We start from the raw sequence: 18,439 nt of genomic DNA on the forward strand, positions 1-18,439 counted from the left end.
TCGGAACCAGAATCGCGTGCCATACTCCAAGGCACTCCGATTCAGACAGATGAAGCCGCACATGCCCAAAGGATTGATTCGCGCGATTGGCGCACTGCTGACAGCCCTGGCCCTCTACAGCCTGCTGGGGTTTCTGATCCTGCCGGGCATCGCCTTGCGCGTGGCCAACCAGCAACTGGCCAACTACGCGACGGTGCCGGCGCATCTGCAGCGCATCGAACTGAACCCCTTCAGCCTTGAGGTCACCCTGTGGGGCCTGGTCATCGGCGAGCCGGGCAAGGAGCAGGTCGGCTTCGATCGCTTCTATGCCAACCTGCAAATCGACAGCCTGTGGACCAAAGCGCTGCATCTGTCCGACATCGAACTGGACAAACCCAAAAGCGAAATCCTCTTCGCCAAGGACGGCAAGCTCAACCTGCTTGGCCTGTTCAACGTGCCGCCGAGCGAGCCGACACCCGCCGATCCCGACGCCAAGCCATTCCCGCTGCGCATCGACAACATCAAACTGGCTGGCGGCGTGGTGCATTTCGAGGATGTACGCCCTAGCGAGCCAATCGAATTTCTTTACGACGATCTCAGTTTCGAGCTGAAAAACCTCAGCACCCTGCCCGAGGACAGCGCCGACATGACCCTTGTCGCGATCGGCCCCGCTGGCGGGCGGATCGACTGGACCGGCAATTTCAGTCTGATTCCCTTTACCTCCGAAGGCACCCTGAAAGTCACCGATGGCCAGATGAAATCCTTCTGGCCTTACGTGCGCGACGCAGTGCCGCTGGTGCTGGAAAACGGCGTTGTCAGCCTCAGCACCGACTACAAACTCAACCTGTCGAAACAGACCGAACTGTTGCTCAACAACGTCGCGGTGAGCATTGCGCCGTTCGCCATCAAGGCTCCAGACGGACGTCCGCTGGCCAGGCTCGAACGCCTCGACGTCAGCGAAACCTCGCTGGACCTGGCCAAGCAGCAAGTGGTGGTCGGCAAGGTCCGCAGCAACAAGCTGGAAACCTGGGCGGCGCTGGAAGCCGACGGCCAGTTGGACTGGCAGAAACTGTTCGCCAGCCAACCGTCGAAACCAGCGGCCAAAGCCGCTGCCGAACCGGTCGATGCACCGGCTGCCGCCGACTCGCCGAAACCTGAGCCAAGCGCACCGAGCAAGCCATGGCAGGTGCTGGTCAAAGATGTGCAGCTGCGCAACTACACGGTCCATCTCGCCGACCGCTCGGCGCAACCGGCGGTGGCGCTGGATATCACTCCGCTGAACGTCGATCTGCAGGATTTCGACAGCCTCAACGGCTCGCCTTTCAAGCTCAAGCTCGACAGCGGCCTGGGCAAGCAAGGCAAGATCAGCGCCGACGGTACGGTCAACCTGGCCCCGGTCAACGCACAGCTCAACGTCAAAACCCAGGACATCGACCTGCGTGTCGCGCAGTCCTACATCAACCCGTTCATTCGCCTGGAACTGCGCAGCGGCATGCTCGGCAGCGACCTCAAGGTCAACCTGAAGAGCACTGAGCCACTGGCGCTCAGCGTCACCGGCCGCGCGCAGATCGATCAACTGCACACCCTCGATACGCTGAAGACCCGCGACTTCCTCAAATGGCAGCAAGTCGTGATCGACGGCATCAACTATCAGCACGGCGACAGCCTGTCGATCGACAAGGTCAACCTGTTGCAGCCGTATGTGCGCTTCATGATCAACGACGATCGCACTACCAACGTCGACGACCTGCTGATCCCGCAACCGGCCGACAGCGGTGCAAAAAGCACCGCAGCCAAACCGGCGGGCAAGGACAAACCGCTGGGCATTCACATCGGCGCGATTGCGATCAACGATGGTTCGGCCAACTTCGCCGACTTCAGTCTGACACCCAACTTCGCCACCGCCGTGCAACAGCTCAACGGCCAGATCGGCACCATCGACAGTCGTCAGGCGAAGCCGGCCAGCGTCGATATCAAAGGCAAAGTCGACCGTTATGCGCCGGTGACCATCAAGGGCGCGGTCAATCCGTTCGACCCGATGGCCAGCCTCGACATCGCCACCAGTTTCAAACGCGTCGAACTGACGACCCTGACGCCCTACTCCGGCAAATTCGCCGGATACCGCATCCGCAAGGGCCGGCTCAACCTTGACCTGCACTACCTGATCATCAAAGGACAATTGAAAGCCGAGAACAAAGTCGTCGTCGAGCAACTGCAACTGGGCGAGAAAGTCGACAGCCCCGATGCAGTCAGCCTGCCGCTAAAGCTGGCGATCGCCCTGCTCAAGGATGTCGACGGCAAGATCTCCATCGAATTGCCGGTCACCGGCGACTTGAACAATCCGCAGTTCAGCGTGATGCCGATCGTTTGGCAAACCCTGCGCAACCTGATCGTCAAAGCGGCCGCCGCGCCATTCAAAATGATCGGCGGGCTGGTCAGTGGCGGTGGCTCCGAAGACCTTGGCACGGTGTCCTTCGCGCCGGGTTCCAGCGACTTGAACAAAGACGCCGAAGCGGCGCTGGTAAAACTCTCGCAAGCGCTCAAGGAACGTCCGGCGCTGCGCCTGGAAATCGAAGGCACTGCCGCGAAGAGCAGCGATGGACCACTGCTGGCCGAGCAACGTCTGGAACGCGAATATCAGTACAACTACTACAAGATGCTCCAGCGCCGTGGCGATAAAGTCCCGGCCCAGGCCTCGCTGCTGCAAGTGCCCGAGAGCGAGAAAGGCGCGTTGCTCGAAGGCATCTACCGCACTCGCCTGAAGACCCAGCCACCGGCAGAATGGAAAGATCTGGGCAAGGAAGAACGCACGGCGAAAATGCGCCAGGGCGTGATCGCGTTCTGGAGCGGCAGCGATGTGCTGTTGCGCCAGTTGGGCCAGGATCGCGCCAGCACCATCAAGGATTATCTGGTCGACAAGGGCAAGCTTGAGGATGACCGGGTGTACTTCATCGATGCCAACCTTGGCGAGGCCGAAAGCGATGGCCGCGTGGTCACGCAAATGCACCTGGATGCCGAATGACCGTGCGTAACTGGCTGGCCGTGCTCGCGCTGACGTGCGCTGCTGGCCACGCGTCGGCCTCGGATACCTTGCGCTGCGGCAGCCAGTTGATCAGCCTTGGCGACCGCGCAAGCGAGGTGCTGCAAAAATGTGGCGAGCCGGTGAGCCGTGACGTGCTTGGCTACAAGCGCAGTGCCAATCGCCGCGAGGAGTTTCAGGTCGAGGAATGGACCTACGGCCCGAACAATGGCATGTACCAATATCTGCGCTTCGAAGGCAATCGCCTGCGGCAGATCAACAGCAAACGCGGTAACTGATCAACATATCGTCCCTCTGTAGGAGTGAGCCTGCTCGCGATGGCGGTCTGTCAGTCAACAATGAATCAACTGACAGACCGCCATCGCGAGCAGGCTCACTCCTACATTTGTTTTGTGTGATCCCTGAAATAGAACAGGCCCCGACACAAGTGCCGGGGCCTGTAATGGTCACATCCGTGTGACCGTTCGCATGAACTCTAAAGTTGCGGCAGACGTATTACTCGGCCCGTCTGTCGCGTCTTCTCCCGGTTCAGGCGAGAAGTCTTGCCTTACTCGGCTTTCAGGCCGTCAGCGGATACCGCTTTAACGCCTTTGATTTTCTTGGTGATGTTCACAGCGGTGGTTTTCTGAGCTTCGGTAACAGCTACGTCAGAAGACAGGGAAACTACACCTTTGTTGGTTTCGACTTTGATGTCGGTGCCTGGAATACCTTTTTCGGTAACCAGATCGCTTTTCACTTTGGTGGTGATCCAGGTGTCGGAAGTAGCTTCTTTAGCCTTGGTAACTTCACCAGCAGCCAGAACCATTGGCGCTTGGGTAGCCTGAGCGGACTGGGCGAAAGCGCCACCAGCCATGGTCAGGGTCAGAGCGGTAGCAGCGGCAGTGATAGCGAACTTCTTCATACGAGTAACTCCTGTTTTTACTGGAAGTCTGCTGTAACGCTTGTCAGCAGGGTTACCAGAGATATTGCGAACGCTGTGCCAACTTTTCCTGGCATGTAAACTCTTTAAAAAACAACGAGTTATGAAAACAGGCTATTTTCGTTTTCATGCAAAATGCATGACTTGCGTGAAAATCACATGCAAGTTGCGGTTTTTTGGAAAGTTCATAAGCTGCTGAAATTATTGGAGCTTTTGTGAAGCGATCGCAGATACAAAAATACCCCGCAATGCGGGGCATTCTGGTTATTCACCTTTGTGATTACGTACCGCTGGCCGTGCAACCGCGCGGAGAATAATCAGCGTTGACCGTCGTCGCACACGTCCAAACACCGGAGGTATTCCCCGTAGCCGCCCCGGAACGAGAAAGCGTAATGGTTTTACCTAACACCGGACCTGGTGCATTGAGCAGGGTGCAGGTAAGCGTGCCTTCGCCAGTCGCGGCTGTACCGGTAACTGCCAACGTACAGTTGGAAGTAGTAGTCGCACCATTAGCAACGTTGGCCAGAGTTGGAGCTGTGCCTTGATTGATCGTGTCCTCGAACGGCACTTTCAATGCACTAATCTCCGCCAGCCCCGCCGTCACCTTCGACCGCGCTTGATACTTCGAATACTGAGGCAAGGCGATAGTCGCCAGAATGCCGATGATCGCCACGACGATCAGCAGCTCGATCAATGTGAAACCTTGTTGTTTTTTCATAGACACGCTCCATGCATGAGTCGAAATCTCATGACCTGAACAAGGCTCAGCACAGCCCATGCCAACGCCTTTCAGACCCCGCCTGCTGGGCGCGCGCAATCCCCTGCGTCGTTTCCTACAACCCGCAACCGCACTATCTGACACTTTTTGTCACCTGCACCGGCCGTGTTTGGCGCTGTCACTTGACTAGGCTATAAGTCATGAACGGCAAGCGTGCGGAATCCCCATGAATGACATCGCTCTGAGCGGTCTGGCCAAGCAATTGGTCCAGGCCGAACTGCTCACGGAAACAAGCGCCCGGCAATCCTGGGCGCAGGCCCAGCGCAATCGCGTGTCGCTGGTCAATTACCTGGTACACAACAAGCTGGTCAACAGCCGGCAGATCGCCGAGATCGCTTCGGAACACTTCGGCATGGCCCTGCTCGATCTCAACTGCCTCGACAAGGAGACTCAGCCCAAGGGCCTGGTCAGTGAAAAACTGGTGCGTCAGCACTGCGCCCTGCCCCTGTGGCGGCGCGGCAACAAGCTGTTCGTGGGCCTTTCCGACCCGAGCAATCAGCAGGCGATCAGCGACATCCAGTTCAGCACCGGCCTGAGCACCGAAGCGATTCTGGTCGAGGACGACAAGCTCAGCGACGCCATCGACAAGTTCTTCGACAGCCACGCCTCGGGTCTGGAAGAAATGGCCGATGTTGATCTCGACGGCCTCGACGTCGAGTCCGTCGATGACAGCAAACAGGACGTCATCGGCGGCCTCGATGCCGACGACGCTCCGGTCGTACGCTTCGTGCACAAGATGCTGCTCGATGCGATCAAGAGCGGCTCCTCTGACCTGCATTTCGAACCCTACGAGAAAAACTACCGGGTGCGCATGCGCACCGACGGCATGCTGCGCGAGGTGGCCAAGCCGCCGATCCAGTTGGCCGGGCGCATTGCCGCTCGCCTGAAGGTGATGGCCAGTCTGGATATTTCCGAACGGCGCAAACCGCAGGACGGGCGGATCAAGATGCGCCTGTCGAAAAGCAAATCCATCGATTTCCGCGTCAACACCCTGCCGACCCTGTGGGGCGAAAAAGTGGTGATCCGGATTCTCGACCCGTCCAGTGCGCAAATGGGCATCGACGCCTTGGGTTACGAGGCCGAACAAAAGGCCTTGTACCTCGCCGCGCTGAAACAGCCGCAAGGGATGATTCTGGTCACCGGGCCCACCGGCTCCGGTAAAACCGTGTCGCTGTACACCGGGCTGAACATCCTCAACACCGTCGACATCAATATTTCCACCGCTGAAGACCCGGTGGAGATCAACATGGAAGGCATCAACCAGGTCAACGTCAATCCCCGGCAAGGGCTGGACTTTGCCCAGGCACTGCGTTCGTTTCTGCGTCAGGACCCGGACGTAATCATGGTCGGTGAGATCCGCGACCTGGAAACCGCCGAGATCGCGATCAAGGCCGCGCAGACCGGCCACCTGGTGCTGTCGACCCTGCACACCAACAGCGCGGCTGAGACCCTGACGCGCCTGCACAACATGGGCATTCCCGGTTTCAACATCGCCACCTCGGTCAGCCTGATCATCGCCCAGCGTCTGGCACGCAAGTTGTGCACGCACTGCAAGCGGCCGCTGGAAATCCCTCATGAAACCTTGCTCAAGGAAGGCTTCCCCGAGGAACGCATCGGTCATTTCACGATCTACGAGCCGGTCGGTTGCGATCACTGCAATGGCGGTTACAAAGGACGCGTAGGGATTTATGAAGTGGTGAAGAACACACCGGACCTGCAACGGCTGATCATGGCCGAAGGCAATTCGCTGGAAATCGACATCCAGATGCGTCGCGACGGCTTCGCCGATCTGCGCACTTCCGGGCTGCACAAGGCCATGCAAGGCATCACCAGCCTTGAGGAAATCAACAGGGTCACCAAGGATTGAACATGGCGGTCAAGGCAGCGAAAGTCAGCGTTTACGCCTGGGAAGGCACCGACCGCAAAGGCAGCAAGGTCACGGGCGAGTTGAGCGGGCAGAACCCCGCACTGATCAAGGCGCAGCTGCGCAAACAGGGGATCAACCCGGGCAAGGTGCGCAAGAAATCCGCTTCCCTGCTGAGCTTGGGCAAACGCATCAAACCGAAGGACATCGCCCTGTTCACCCGGCAGATGGCAACGATGATGAAGGCCGGTGTACCGCTGTTGCAGTCCTTCGACATCATCGGCGAAGGCTTCGAAAACCCGGCCATGCGCAAACTGGTCGATGAGGTCAAACAGGAAGTTGCCGCCGGTAACAGCTTCGCCACCGCCCTGCGCAAGAAACCGCAATACTTCGACGAGTTGTACTGCAATCTGGTCGACGCCGGCGAACAGTCCGGCGCCCTCGACACCTTGCTCGAACGGGTCGCGACTTATAAGGAAAAAAGCGAAGCGCTCAAGGCCAAGATCAAAAAAGCCATGACTTACCCCACCGCCGTGGTGCTGGTGGCGGCGGTGGTGACCGGCATTCTGCTGGTCAAAGTGGTGCCGCAGTTCCAGTCGGTGTTTTCCGGCTTCGGCGCCGAATTACCGGGCTTCACCCTGATGATCATCAGCCTGTCGGAGTTCATGCAGCAGTGGTGGTGGGCGATTCTTTTTGCCCTGGTGGCAGCCTTTTTCGGCCTTCGCCACGCATTGAAAACTTCACAGGCGCTGCGCGACCGTCGCGATGCCTGGCTGCTGAAGCTGCCGCTGGTGGGCACCTTGATGTACAAGTCCGCCGTCGCGCGATTCGCCCGCACCCTGTCGACCACTTTCGCGGCGGGGGTGCCGTTGGTGGAGGCGCTGGATTCGGTCGCCGGCGCCACCGGCAACGTGGTGTTCAAGCGCGCGGTGCTGCGCGTGCGGCAAGACGTCTCGACCGGCATGCAGCTCAATTTCTCGATGCGCAGCACCGGTGTGTTTCCGAACATGGCGGTGCAGATGACCGCCATCGGCGAAGAATCGGGCGCGCTGGATGACATGCTCGACAAGGTCGCCGGTTTTTATGAGGCGGAAGTCGATAACATGGTCGACAACCTCACCAGCCTGATGGAGCCGTTCATCATGGTGGTGCTGGGGGTCATCGTCGGTGGACTGGTGGTGGCCATGTATCTGCCGATCTTCCAACTCGGCTCAGCGATCTGACATGCCTATCGACGAACTGTTTGCCGTGTATCCGTTGGCCTTTGTGGTCAGCGCGCTGCTGCTCGGGCTGGTGGTCGGCAGCTTCCTCAATGTTGTGGTCTGGCGCCTGCCAAAGATGCTCGAGCGCGACTGGCGGCAGCAGGCCCATGATGTGCTCGGCCTGCCCACTGAAACGCCTGTGCCGACTTACAACCTGATGCTGCCGCACTCCGCATGCCCGCACTGCGGGCACCGGATCCGCCCGTGGGAAAACATTCCGCTGCTCAGTTATCTGTGCCTGCGCGGGCGCTGCTCGGCCTGTGCGGCGCCGATCAGCAAACGTTACCCGCTGACTGAACTCGCCTGCGGCCTGCTTTCTGCATTCATCGCCTGGCATCTGGGCTTCGGCTGGCCGGCGGGGTTGCTGATCTTGCTGACGTGGGGCTTGCTGGCGATGAGTCTGATCGACTGTGAACATCAGCTGCTGCCCGATGTACTGGTGCTGCCGCTGCTGTGGCTGGGGCTGATCGTCAACAGCTTCGGCGTGTTCGTGGCGTTGCCCGATGCGTTGTGGGGCGCGGTCGCGGGTTATCTGGCGCTGTGGTCGGTGTTCTGGCTGTTCAAACTGCTCACCGGCAAGGACGGCATTGGTCATGGCGACTTCAAACTGCTGGCCTTGCTCGGCGCGTGGGGTGGCTGGCAGATTCTGCCGTTGACGATTCTGTTGTCATCGTTGGTTGGGGCGATTTTGGGCGTCGTCATGCTGCGTCTGCGCGCCCAGGCAACCTCGATGCCGATCCCCTTCGGACCCTTTCTGGCAATTGCCGGCTGGATTGCCTTGCTCTGGGGTGGTCAAATAACCGACTTCTATTGGCAGTCTGTCGGTTTGAAATGAATACCCCTGTGGAAAAACCCTGGATCCTCGGCCTGACCGGCGGCATCGGCAGCGGCAAGAGTGCAGCGGCACAGCACTTCATCGATCTCGGTGTGCATGTGGTGGATGCCGATCATGCGGCGCGCTGGGTAGTCGAACCGGGGCGTCCGGCGCTGGCGAAAATCGCCGAGCACATCGGTTCTGGCGTGTTGCAGGCCGATGGACTGCCGCCCTGCGCAAACTGATTTTTGAAGACCCGGAACAGCGACGTTGGCTCGAAGCGCTGTTGCATCCGTTGATCGGCGAGGAAATCGCTCATCACTTGGCGCAGGCAAAATCGCCTTACGCGATTCTGGTTTCACCGCTGCTGATCGAGTCCGGGCAATACGCGATGACTCAGCGCATTCTGGTCATCGATGCGCCGCAACAACTGCAGATCGAACGCACCTTGCAGCGTGACCAGGCCAGCGAAGCGCAGGTGCAGGCGATCCTCAAGGCGCAATCGAGCCGTGAAGACCGCGTGAGCCGTGCCGACGACGTTATCGTCAATGACCGCGATCTCGCCTGGCTGCACAGCGAGGTCGAGCGTCTGCATCACTTTTATCTGACTTTATCCGGAGGCCAAGCATGAGCCAGATTCCAACCGTTGAATGCCCGACCTGCGGCGCCCCTGTCGAATTCACCCCGGCAAACAAATTCCGTCCGTTCTGCTCCGACCGCTGCAAACTGATCGACCTCGGCGCCTGGGCCTCGGAAGAGCACAAGATTCCGGTCGCTCCGGATGCCGAAGACGAATTGTTTTCCGGCGATTTCGATCCGCGTCATTGATCGCTGATCAGGTTGCGTAATGCCCGCGAGGATGGCGGTTCGGAGTGGATCAATACTTCGGATCGTCGTCCTTCCAGGGCGCTGAAAGGTAACGGGTGCGGTTGAAGGTCTCCAGCCATTCCGGGCAGAACACCACCAACGCACTGACAACCATGCCGTTGATAAAGGCCTCTGGAAACAACAGCAACCACAGGTAGCCGACGAAATCTTCCAGCCATTCCGGCATGGCGAAGAGGCCGTCGTACCACAGCAGCGTCAGGCTGAGGATCAGGCACAACAGGCCGGACAACGCAGCGGCGAAGAAACCGGAACAGAAAATATAAACGAACGGATTTCGTGGCTGCGCACGCTCGACCAGAATCGCCACGCACTCGGTGATCAGCACTGGCAGCAGAATCAGCAACGCGCCATTGACGCCCACCGCAGCCAGATCCTGACGCCCAAGCAGCACTAGGCCAATCTGCGCAACCAGCCCGCCGACGATCGCCAGCGGCCAATCGAGCAGCAGCGTGACCGCCGTCATGCCGATGAAGTGATAGGACACGCCGGTGTCGAAATCCCTGCGCACCAGCCACAGCAGAAACAGCGCGAACACCGTGCCGAACAGCAAGTGCTGCCGGCGACTGTCGCTGAACAGCTCGACCCATGGCGCACGCATGATCGCCCAGAGCAGCACCGGTGGATAAATCAGCCAGCCGAGCGTCAGGCTTGCCGAGGACAGCAGTTCGGCACCGATCATGATTCCCTCACCTTCTCCATAGGCTTACCGCTTTGTCGCAGTCTACACCGCCGATGTATGTGCACCAGCCGATGCAAAGCTTTCTGCTTGTCGCATTTGGACGCTAAGCTTGGGCTTATGGATGATTCAGATTATTTACGCCTGCTGACCATCGCGGCCGAGCAAGCCAATGCGTTCCTGTCCAATGCCCGCAAATGGGAGCGTGAGCGTTGGGTCTGCCAGCGCCTGCTGCAAGGTTTGAACATCCCCTACCGCGCCGATGAGTTCGCCCCTGCGGGTGAACCGCCGGATGTGTTGTTCCGCGATGCCAATTTCGAAGTTTTTTTCGTCCTCGACGAAGGCCGCCGTCTCAATGACGAGTGGCGCGACGAATTGCAGCGTCGGCGCAGCGCGTTTTCCCTGAGCCAACTGGTGCGCCGCGAAGCCAAGCCCAAACGCATCCCGGCCAACGAATTTCTCCTGCGTCTGGCGCCGACCCTGCGCAAGAAGGCGCACAACTACAAGGAACGCGGCATGGATCTGGGTGAGCTGGACATCATCGCCTTCGCCAGCCTCAAGCGCGAAGTGCTGGATCTCAACAGTCATTTCCCGCCACCGACCGAATATCTGCGTCAGGGCTGGCGCTCGCTGTCGCTGGTCGGCCCGACGTTCGCCCGCGTGCTGTTCGCCCATCCCGACGCACCGGACTTTCTTCGCAGCAACCTCGGCCGCAGCATTGTGTTCGACGTGGGCATCAGCCTGTGACGCCGCTGCAGCAACTGATCGCCGAGGTTCCGCAAACCGGTCGTGTGCGCTGGATCGGCGTGCGTCCAGAATCCCGTGGGCCGATGCTTGAGCTCGACGCGGTCGAGGCGCGGCTGGAAGCCGGGCTCACCGGCGACCACGCCCGCCCGGGCATTCGCAATGCGCGACAGGTGACGCTGATTCAGTGGGAGCACCTGGCGGTAATCAACGCATTGATGGGCCGTCCCGATGACCAGCCGATCCGGCCTGAAGATCTGCGGCGCAATCTCGTTATAAGCGGAATCAATTTGTTTAGCCTGAAGGGGCGGCGCTTTCGCATCGGGCAAGCGATACTCGAAACCACTGGCTGGTGTCAGCCCTGCGCACGCTTGCAGAACAATCTTGGCCCGGGCACTTTCCAGGCCGTGCGCGGGCATGGCGGGATCACCGCCCGGGTGTTACAAAGCGGCATCATTCGCCTCGACGATAGCGTGTGCGTCGAACCGGTTCCGGACAGCGGCTACGCTGCCTTCAACCCGGGCTGAAACCGCTGTAGCCTGTGCTCATTCAGTAACGTCTACCTGACGAGGCAAATATGACCAGCCGCCTGAACCCCGAAGACCAAAAGCATGTCGAAGAGTACCTGCAACTGTCCCAACACCGTGTCGAGCGCCGGCCTTTCCGGCCGTGGATGCTCCTGGTGCTGGTGCTGGCAGTGACCATTGGTCTGGGCCTGTTGAGCCGATTTATCAGTTACCTGACGCTATGAGCTGCATCGCGCTCGCTTGGGTGACCACAAAGATTTCCTTTAAAAACCTTGCGAGTTATCCCTATGTCCCATCGTATTGTCATTGTCGGCGGCGGCGCCGGCGGTCTGGAGTTGGCTACCCGTCTGGGTAAGACTCTGGGCAAGCGCGGCACGGCCAGCGTGATGCTGGTCGACGCGAACCTGACCCACATCTGGAAACCGCTGCTGCACGAAGTGGCCGCCGGCTCCCTGAACTCTTCTGAAGACGAACTCAACTATGTTGCCCAGGCGAAATGGAACCACTTCGAGTTCCAGCTCGGGCGCATGAGCGGACTTGATCGCGCGCAGAAGAAAATCCAGTTGGCCGCAACATACGACGAAAACGGCGTCGAGCTGGTGCCGGCGCGTGAAGTGGCTTATGACTCGCTGGTGATCAGCGTCGGCAGCACCACCAACGATTTCGGCACCCAGGGCGCGGCGCAGCATTGCCTGTTCCTCGATACGCGCAAACAGGCCGAGCGCTTCCATCAGCAATTGCTCAATCATTATCTGCGCGCCCACGCCGGTCAGACCGATGTGGTCGAGCAGATCAGCGTGGCCATCGTCGGCGCTGGCGCCACTGGCGTCGAACTGGCGGCAGAGCTGCACAACGCCGCCCATGAATTGGCCGCGTATGGTCTGGACCGGATCAAACCGGAAAACATGCACATTACTTTGATCGAAGCCGGCCCACGGGTACTGCCTGCCCTGCCGGAGCGCATCAGCGGGCCGGTGCACAAGACCTTGGAGAAGCTCGGGGTCAATGTGATGACCAACGCAGCAGTCAGCGAAGTGACTGCCGACAGCCTGATCACCGCCGATGGCAACGAGATCAAGGCCAGCCTGAAAGTCTGGGCTGCCGGCATCCGCGCACCGGGTTTCCTCAAGGACATTGACGGTCTGGAGACCAACCGCATCAATCAGCTGCAAGTGCTGCCGACTCTGCAAACCACGCGCGACGAAAACATCTTTGCCTTCGGTGACTGCGCGGCCTGTCCGCAACCGGGCACTGATCGCAACGTGCCGCCACGGGCACAAGCGGCGCATCAACAAGCCTCGTTGCTGGCCAAGTCGCTGAAACTGCGCATCGAAGGCAAGACCCTGCCGGAGTACAAGTACACCGACTACGGTTCGCTGATTTCGCTGTCGCGCTTTTCGGCTGTGGGTAACTTGATGGGCAACCTGACCGGCAGCGTGATGCTCGAAGGCTGGCTGGCGCGGATGTTCTATGTGTCGCTGTACCGCATGCACCAGATGGCGCTGTACGGGCCGTTTCGCACGGCGATGCTGATGTTGGGCAGCAAGATTGGCCGCGGCACCGAACCGCGTCTGAAACTGCACTAAGGCCAACATCTGTGGGAGCTGGCTTGCCAGCGATGGCGCCGGGTCAGTTGATATTTCTGTTGCCTGACCCACCGCTATCGCGGGCAAGCCCGGCTCCCACAGGTTTTCGTGCTGCTCGAAGATCCGGCGCATTCGCGAGCAGGCTCGCTCCCACCTTTGATCTTTATTCCAAGCCCCGCATCGCGCGGGGCTTTTTATTGGCTGTCGATCACAGCTGGAAGCGTCGCACCATGCCCTGCAGGGCATTGGCCAGCTGCGACAATTCATGGCTCGACGCGCTGGTCTGATCGGCCCCGGCAGCGGAACGCACCGACAGGTCGCGAATGTTCACCAGATTGCGATCCACTTCCCGCGCCACCTGCGCCTGCTCCTCGGCAGCGCTGGCGATCACCAGGTTGCGCTCGTGAATCTCGTGCACCGACGCCGTAATCGTCACCAGCGCCTCACCCGCCCGCTCGGCCAGAACCAAAGTGCTCGCCGCACGAGATGCGCTGGCCTGCATTGACTCCAGCGCCTGGCTCGAACCGCTGCGCATGCCTTGCACCATCTGCTCGATTTCCTGCGTCGATTGCTGGGTGCGATACGCCAGCGCGCGTACCTCATCGGCCACTACCGCAAAACCGCGACCGCTTTCACCCGCACGTGCCGCTTCAATGGCAGCATTGAGCGCCAGCAGATTGGTCTGCTCGGCGATGGCGCGAATCACGTCCAGAACCTTGCCGATGTCCTGCGACTGATTGGCCAGCGACTGCACCAGTTCACCGGTGTTCTGCACATCGCTGGCCAGCGCATTGATCGCGCTGGCGGTTTCGCTGACGCGCTCCTGGCCCAATTGCGCCGACTGACTGGACTGGCGCGTGGCATCGGAGGTCGACACCGCGTTGCGCGCGACCTCCTCCACCGCAGCGGTCATCTGGTTGACCGCAGTGGCGGCTTGCTCGATTTCGTTGTTCTGCTCTTGCAGGCCTTGGGTGCTGTCGACGGTGACGGCGCTCAGTTCGTCAGCGGCAGTGGCCAGTTGTGTGGCTGAGCCGCTGATACCTTGCAGGGTCTCGCGCAGGTTCTGTTGCATCGTCGCCAAGGCCTTGAGCAAGCGGCTGACTTCGTCATTGCCATGGGTTTCGATCGGTCGGGTCAGATCGCCCTTGGCGACACTTTCAGCGGCCTCCACAGCGCTGCTCAGCGGGCGCACGATACTGCGTGTGAGCAACATCGCCAGCGCCACCGTGGCCAGCGCTGCCAAGGCAATGAAAAGAGTAACGATGGTGCGCGAGGTTTCATAATGCGCAGCGGACTTCTCGCTTTCGGCAGCGACCTGGCGGGCGAACAGATCGGCGAGATCGTTGAGTTGCTTGCCGGAGCCGTCGACCACAGTCTTCATATCGACCAACAGCAATTTGGTCAGCTCGTCACGCTTGCCCTGCTCGGCGAGGGTGAATGACTGGGCAATGCCAGTGCGGTACGCAGCGAAGGTTTTCTTGAACTGGTCGTACAGCTGCTGGCCTTCGGCAGTGTCGACCAGTTTGTCGTAGGCGGCGATCTTCTCGCTCAGCTCCTTGTCGCGGGTGTCCATCTGGCCGCGATAGGTGGCGATGTTGGCCGGATCCTGATCGAGCGCCATGCGCAGGGAGATAGTGCGGATGCGCAGCATCAGTTCACGGATCTCGTCGCCGCCACGGATGCTCGGCAACCAGCGGTTCTCCACCGCCACCTCACTGTCGCGGATGCTCGACATCTGCCCTAGCGCAAACACGCCGAGCAAGGCCACCAATACCGCGATCAGGGCAAATCCCAGGGCAGCCCGGGGAGCAATATTCAACTGACGAAGCAACATGACGAACGCCCTTATTCTTGTAATGGCCAGATCAAGGGGCGAAGCGTTGGCAGTCCCCTCGTGTTAGCGGGCTATCGGCAGGTTGTATGACGACTTGAAGGGATTCGCCTTTCGGCAGGCAAAAAAATCCCCGTATCTTTCGATACGAGGATTTTCAATATGGTCGGGGTAAGGGGATTCGAACTCCTGACATCCTGCTCCCAAAGCAGGCGCGCTACCGGACTGCGCTATACCCCGGTAAAAAAAGGCGACCTTTCAAAGATCGCCTTCTTCGATCAGCGCTTTTGGCCTCTGATCTTAAGATTCGATCCCAGCGCAAACTGGTTTCAAAAATGGTGGGTCGTGTGGGATTCGAACCTACGACCAATTGGTTAAAAGCCAACTGCTCTACCAACTGAGCTAACGACCCAAATATGGTCGGGGTAAGGGGATTCGAACTCCTGACATCCTGCTCCCAAAGCAGGCGCGCTACCGGACTGCGCTATACCCCGGTTTGAAATTGGCTCCGTGACCAGGACTCGAACCTGGGACCCAATGATTAACAGTCATTTGCTCTACCGACTGAGCTATCACGGAACTACATATTTCAATTTACAACGGTGAAGCTTTGTTGCATCTCGCCACCCGTTCGCATCGCTGCGTTCGTGTGTCTGAGGCGCGCTATTCTACAACCTAGAACACCTCTGTCAACCCCCTAAATTGCTTTCAAGTTAATGATTTGCAACTTATTTCAGATTCCAACCCAGTGGGTTGAAACGCTGCCGGTGACTGACTGCGGGGCGCACTTTACAAGCCTTTTCCTTTGAGTTCAACAGCCTGGCGAAAAAAGGCCTCGCATTGCGAGGCCTTCCCGGTTTCATTGTCGCCAAGGCTTAGCCGAAAACGATTACGTCGTTCTCGACCTTGCCGGTGGCGGTGTCGCCAGGCATGAAATGACCCGACAGGATCAACTGCGCCAGCGGGTTTTCGATCCAGCGCTGGATCGCCCGTTTCAGAGGCCGTGCGCCATACACCGGGTCGTAACCGACCGCGATCAGCTTGTCCATCGCTTCCGGGCTCAGCTCCAGCTTCAGCTCGCGCTCGGCCAGACGACTGCGCAGACGACCCAACTGGATCTCGGTAATCCCGGCGATCTGATCCCGCGCCAGCGGCTCGAAGATCACCACCTCGTCGACCCGGTTGATGAACTCCGGACGGAAGTGCGACGTCAGCGCGTCCATCACCGCAGCGCGCTGCGCCTCACGATCACCGACCAGTTCCTGGATCTGCATCGATCCCAGGTTGGACGTCATCACGATCACCGTGTTGCGGAAGTCCACCGTACGCCCGTGACTGTCGGTCAGCCGGCCATCCTCAAGCACTTGCAGCAGGATGTTGAACACATCCGGATGGGCCTTCTCGACTTCGTCCATGAGGATCACCGAGTACGGCTTGCGACGCACCGCTTCGGTCAGATAACCGCCCTCTTCATAACCGACGTAGCCTGGTGGCGCGCCGATCAGACGAGCCACGGAATGTTTCTCCATGAACTCGGACATGTCGATCCGTACCATAGCCTCTTCGGTATCGAAGAGGAACTCGGCCAAGGCCTTGCACAGCTCGGTTTTACCGACGCCGGTCGGGCCGAGGAACATGAACGAGCCGCTCGGACGATTCGGGTCGGACAACCCGGCGCGGGAACGCCGCACGGCGTTGGCCACGGCCACGACCGCTTCTTCCTGACCGATCACCCGTTTGTGCAACAGGCTTTCCATCTTCATCAGCTTGTCGCGCTCGCCTTCAAGCATTTTCGACACCGGGATACCGGTCCACTTCGACACGACTTCGGCAATCTCTTCCTCGGTCACCTTGCTGCGCAGCAACTGGTTTTCGCTCTTGCCGTGCTGGTCGACCATTTGCAGGCTGCGCTCCAGATCCGGGATCACCCCGTACTGCAACTCGGCCATGCGATTCAGGTCGCCTTTGCGGCGTGCGGCTTCCAACTCCTGACGCGATTGCTCGATCTTCTGCTGAATCTGCGCAGAACCCTGCACCTCGGCTTTTTCCGAGTTCCAGATTTCTTCCAGATCGGAATACTCACGCTCGTGACGCTCGATTTCTTCCTGGAGTTTTTCCAGGCGTTTCTTCGCTGCGTCGTCACTTTCTTTCTTCAGTGCCTGGGATTCAACCTTCAGCTGAATCAGGCGCCGCTCCAGACGATCGAGCACTTCCGGTTTGGAGTCGATCTCCATACGGATACGGCTGGCGGCCTCGTCGATCAGGTCGATGGCCTTGTCCGGCAGTTGCCGATCAGTGATGTAGCGATGGCTGAGTTTCGCCGCGGCAATGATCGCGCCGTCGGTGATCGCCACCTTGTGGTGAACCTCGTAACGCTCTTTAAGGCCACGCAGGATTGCGATGGTATCTTCCTCGCTCGGCTCGTCCACCAGGACTTTCTGGAAACGCCGCTCGAGCGCCGCATCCTTCTCAATATATTGGCGGTACTCGTTGAGCGTGGTCGCGCCGACGCAGTGCAACTCGCCGCGAGCCAACGCTGGCTTGAGCATGTTGCCGGCGTCCATCGAGCCTTCGCCTTTACCGGCGCCGACCATGGTGTGCAGTTCGTCGATGAACAGAATGATCTGCCCTTCCTGCTTCGACAGTTCGTTGAGCAAGCCTTTCAGGCGCTCTTCGAACTCGCCGCGATACTTGGCGCCGGCAATCAACGCACCCATGTCCAGCGACAGCAGGCGCTTGCCTTTAAGGCCGTCCGGCACTTCGCCGTTGATGATGCGCTGCGCCAGCCCTTCGGCGATCGCGGTTTTACCCACGCCAGGCTCACCGATCAGCACCGGGTTGTTTTTGGTGCGACGCTGCAGAACCTGAATGGTGCGACGGATTTCGTCGTCACGGCCGATTACCGGATCAAGCTTGCCGTCTTCGGCGCGCTTGGTCAGATCGACGGTGTACTTGTCCAGCGCCTGCCGCGACTCTTCGTGGTTGGCGTCATTTACCGCTTCGCCGCCACGCAGGTTGTTGATCGCATTTTCCAGGGCTTTTTTGCTCACGCCCTGGCCGAGCAGCAGCTTGCCGAGCTTGCTGTTCTCGTCCATCGCGGCTAGCAGCACCAGTTCGCTGGAGATGAACTGGTCACCCTTCTGCTGAGCCAGACGGTCGGCCTGATTGAGCAGGCGCGCCAGATCCTGCGACATGTTGACGTCGCCGGTCGGGTTCTGGATTTTCGGTAGTTGATCGAGCTCTTTGGTCAGCTCTTTACGCAAGCTGTTGACGTCGAAGCCTACTTGCATCAACAGCGGCTTGATCGAGCCGCCCTGCTGTTCAAGCATGGCCTGCATCAGGTGCGCCGGCTCGATGGCCGGATGATCGTGGCCAACCGCCAACGACTGAGCGTCGGACAAGGCCAACTGTAATTTGCTGGTTAAACGGTCTATACGCATGGGTCACCTTCCTTTTGAGCAGGCCGGACCTAAGAAACCGTCCTGAATAAAGAAACCTGCCAGATACCGCTATAGATGCGGTCGATTCTGC

At 59.4% G+C, this 18,439-nt stretch carries 15 protein-coding genes, 4 tRNA genes and 1 pseudogene; 11 read left to right on the forward strand and 9 right to left on the reverse strand.

The window, feature by feature from the left end; translation table 11 throughout:
- Positions 1-49: 49 nt before the first annotated feature.
- Both ACZZZ4_RS04605 and ACZZZ4_RS04610 read left to right on the forward strand, forming a co-directional pair.
- The gene (locus ACZZZ4_RS04605) at positions 50-3,001 is read left to right on the forward strand and encodes a DUF748 domain-containing protein (protein ID WP_463547331.1); all 2,952 of its coding nucleotides are present in this window, start codon (positions 50-52) and stop codon (positions 2,999-3,001) included.
- Positions 2,998-3,297: a DUF2845 domain-containing protein gene (locus tag ACZZZ4_RS04610; protein ID WP_039761633.1), complete on the forward strand. Its 300-nt coding sequence runs from the start codon at positions 2,998-3,000 to the stop codon at positions 3,295-3,297. The genes ACZZZ4_RS04605 and ACZZZ4_RS04610 overlap by 4 nt, the downstream gene beginning before the upstream one ends.
- Before the next feature lie 269 nt (positions 3,298-3,566).
- Here the strand turns inward: ACZZZ4_RS04610 and ACZZZ4_RS04615 are convergent, their stop codons facing one another.
- Both ACZZZ4_RS04615 and ACZZZ4_RS04620 read right to left on the reverse strand, forming a co-directional pair.
- Positions 3,567-3,920: a BON domain-containing protein gene (locus ACZZZ4_RS04615; RefSeq protein ID WP_039761635.1), complete on the reverse strand. Its 354-nt coding sequence runs from the start codon at positions 3,918-3,920 to the stop codon at positions 3,567-3,569.
- A gap of 298 nt (positions 3,921-4,218) precedes the next feature.
- Positions 4,219-4,656 (reverse strand): pilin, encoded by a 438-nt coding sequence (locus tag ACZZZ4_RS04620; protein WP_039761637.1) that lies wholly within the window; start codon positions 4,654-4,656, stop codon positions 4,219-4,221.
- Between the two features lie 226 nt (positions 4,657-4,882).
- On the opposite strand from ACZZZ4_RS04620, the gene pilB reads away from it, so the two are divergent.
- The 5 genes and pseudogenes from pilB to yacG all read left to right on the forward strand — a co-directional run bounded on the left by pilB (position 4,883) and on the right by yacG (position 9,484).
- Positions 4,883-6,583 (forward strand): type IV-A pilus assembly ATPase PilB, encoded by a 1,701-nt coding sequence (gene pilB, locus ACZZZ4_RS04625; protein ID WP_434766758.1) that lies wholly within the window; start codon positions 4,883-4,885, stop codon positions 6,581-6,583.
- Between the two features lie 2 nt (positions 6,584-6,585).
- Positions 6,586-7,803 carry a type II secretion system F family protein gene (locus tag ACZZZ4_RS04630; protein ID WP_463547332.1) on the forward strand — a complete coding sequence of 406 codons (1,218 nt, stop codon included), beginning with the start codon at positions 6,586-6,588 and terminating at the stop codon, positions 7,801-7,803.
- Between the two features lies 1 nt (position 7,804).
- Positions 7,805-8,677 carry a prepilin peptidase gene (locus tag ACZZZ4_RS04635; RefSeq protein ID WP_463547333.1) on the forward strand — a complete coding sequence of 291 codons (873 nt, stop codon included), beginning with the start codon at positions 7,805-7,807 and terminating at the stop codon, positions 8,675-8,677.
- Positions 8,674-9,287, forward strand: a pseudogene (gene coaE, locus ACZZZ4_RS04640) (dephospho-CoA kinase). Before ACZZZ4_RS04635 ends, coaE begins: the two are co-directional and overlap by 4 nt.
- Positions 9,284-9,484 carry a DNA gyrase inhibitor YacG gene (gene yacG / locus ACZZZ4_RS04645; RefSeq protein ID WP_016773149.1) on the forward strand — a complete coding sequence of 67 codons (201 nt, stop codon included), beginning with the start codon at positions 9,284-9,286 and terminating at the stop codon, positions 9,482-9,484. The pseudogene coaE and the gene yacG overlap by 4 nt, the downstream one beginning before the upstream one ends.
- A gap of 49 nt (positions 9,485-9,533) precedes the next feature.
- Here yacG and ACZZZ4_RS04650 read toward each other — a convergent pair whose 3' ends face one another.
- Complete coding sequence (locus ACZZZ4_RS04650) at positions 9,534-10,223, reverse strand: energy-coupling factor ABC transporter permease (RefSeq protein ID WP_463547334.1); 690 nt, start codon at positions 10,221-10,223, stop codon at positions 9,534-9,536.
- Between the two features lie 117 nt (positions 10,224-10,340).
- On the opposite strand from ACZZZ4_RS04650, the gene ACZZZ4_RS04655 reads away from it, so the two are divergent.
- The 4 genes from ACZZZ4_RS04655 (at position 10,341) to ACZZZ4_RS04670 (ending at position 13,077) form a co-directional block, all read left to right on the forward strand.
- Positions 10,341-10,967 (forward strand): DUF1780 domain-containing protein, encoded by a 627-nt coding sequence (locus ACZZZ4_RS04655; RefSeq protein ID WP_007909887.1) that lies wholly within the window; start codon positions 10,341-10,343, stop codon positions 10,965-10,967.
- Positions 10,964-11,491 (forward strand): MOSC domain-containing protein, encoded by a 528-nt coding sequence (locus ACZZZ4_RS04660; protein ID WP_415761401.1) that lies wholly within the window; start codon positions 10,964-10,966, stop codon positions 11,489-11,491. The genes ACZZZ4_RS04655 and ACZZZ4_RS04660 overlap by 4 nt, the downstream gene beginning before the upstream one ends.
- A 50-nt stretch (positions 11,492-11,541) precedes the next feature.
- A complete protein-coding gene (locus ACZZZ4_RS04665) occupies positions 11,542-11,715 on the forward strand; it encodes a DUF3094 domain-containing protein (RefSeq protein ID WP_007909875.1) in 174 nt (57 codons plus the stop codon).
- 63 nt (positions 11,716-11,778) lie between these two features.
- Positions 11,779-13,077 carry an NAD(P)/FAD-dependent oxidoreductase gene (locus ACZZZ4_RS04670; protein ID WP_016773144.1) on the forward strand — a complete coding sequence of 433 codons (1,299 nt, stop codon included), beginning with the start codon at positions 11,779-11,781 and terminating at the stop codon, positions 13,075-13,077.
- A gap of 208 nt (positions 13,078-13,285) precedes the next feature.
- Here the strand turns inward: ACZZZ4_RS04670 and ACZZZ4_RS04675 are convergent, their stop codons facing one another.
- From ACZZZ4_RS04675 to clpB, 6 genes are all read right to left on the reverse strand, one after another.
- On the reverse strand, positions 13,286-14,911 hold the full coding sequence (locus ACZZZ4_RS04675) for a methyl-accepting chemotaxis protein (RefSeq protein WP_039761656.1): 1,626 nt from the start codon (positions 14,909-14,911) through the stop codon (positions 13,286-13,288).
- Positions 14,912-15,071: 160 nt separating this feature from the next.
- A tRNA-Pro gene (locus ACZZZ4_RS04680) sits at positions 15,072-15,148 on the reverse strand.
- 96 nt (positions 15,149-15,244) lie between these two features.
- Positions 15,245-15,320, reverse strand: a tRNA-Lys gene (locus ACZZZ4_RS04685).
- A 5-nt stretch (positions 15,321-15,325) separates the two neighbouring features.
- Positions 15,326-15,402 (reverse strand) — tRNA-Pro (locus ACZZZ4_RS04690).
- Positions 15,403-15,411: 9 nt separating this feature from the next.
- A tRNA-Asn gene (locus ACZZZ4_RS04695) sits at positions 15,412-15,487 on the reverse strand.
- A 296-nt stretch (positions 15,488-15,783) separates the two neighbouring features.
- Positions 15,784-18,348, reverse strand: a complete 2,565-nt coding sequence (clpB, locus tag ACZZZ4_RS04700; RefSeq protein WP_463547335.1) for an ATP-dependent chaperone ClpB — start codon at positions 18,346-18,348, stop codon at positions 15,784-15,786.
- Positions 18,349-18,439: the final 91 nt, after the last annotated feature.

This window comes from Pseudomonas sp. AC252 (genome assembly GCF_979258105.1).

Bases quoted from the DNA above. Each gene is read 5' to 3' on its own strand.
- ACZZZ4_RS04605 (WP_463547331.1), top strand. From the start codon at position 50: ATGAAGCCGCACATGCCCAAAGGATTGATTCGCGCGATTGGCGCACTG.
- ACZZZ4_RS04610 (WP_039761633.1), top strand. From the start codon at position 2,998: ATGACCGTGCGTAACTGGCTGGCCGTGCTCGCGCTGACGTGCGCTGCT.
- ACZZZ4_RS04615 (WP_039761635.1), bottom strand. From the start codon at position 3,920: ATGAAGAAGTTCGCTATCACTGCCGCTGCTACCGCTCTGACCCTGACC.
- ACZZZ4_RS04620 (WP_039761637.1), bottom strand. From the start codon at position 4,656: ATGAAAAAACAACAAGGTTTCACATTGATCGAGCTGCTGATCGTCGTG.
- pilB (WP_434766758.1), top strand. From the start codon at position 4,883: ATGAATGACATCGCTCTGAGCGGTCTGGCCAAGCAATTGGTCCAGGCC.
- ACZZZ4_RS04630 (WP_463547332.1), top strand. From the start codon at position 6,586: ATGGCGGTCAAGGCAGCGAAAGTCAGCGTTTACGCCTGGGAAGGCACC.
- ACZZZ4_RS04635 (WP_463547333.1), top strand. From the start codon at position 7,805: ATGCCTATCGACGAACTGTTTGCCGTGTATCCGTTGGCCTTTGTGGTC.
- yacG (WP_016773149.1), top strand. From the start codon at position 9,284: ATGAGCCAGATTCCAACCGTTGAATGCCCGACCTGCGGCGCCCCTGTC.
- ACZZZ4_RS04650 (WP_463547334.1), bottom strand. From the start codon at position 10,223: ATGATCGGTGCCGAACTGCTGTCCTCGGCAAGCCTGACGCTCGGCTGG.
- ACZZZ4_RS04655 (WP_007909887.1), top strand. From the start codon at position 10,341: ATGGATGATTCAGATTATTTACGCCTGCTGACCATCGCGGCCGAGCAA.
- ACZZZ4_RS04665 (WP_007909875.1), top strand. From the start codon at position 11,542: ATGACCAGCCGCCTGAACCCCGAAGACCAAAAGCATGTCGAAGAGTAC.
- ACZZZ4_RS04670 (WP_016773144.1), top strand. From the start codon at position 11,779: ATGTCCCATCGTATTGTCATTGTCGGCGGCGGCGCCGGCGGTCTGGAG.
- ACZZZ4_RS04675 (WP_039761656.1), bottom strand. From the start codon at position 14,911: ATGTTGCTTCGTCAGTTGAATATTGCTCCCCGGGCTGCCCTGGGATTT.
- clpB (WP_463547335.1), bottom strand. From the start codon at position 18,348: ATGCGTATAGACCGTTTAACCAGCAAATTACAGTTGGCCTTGTCCGAC.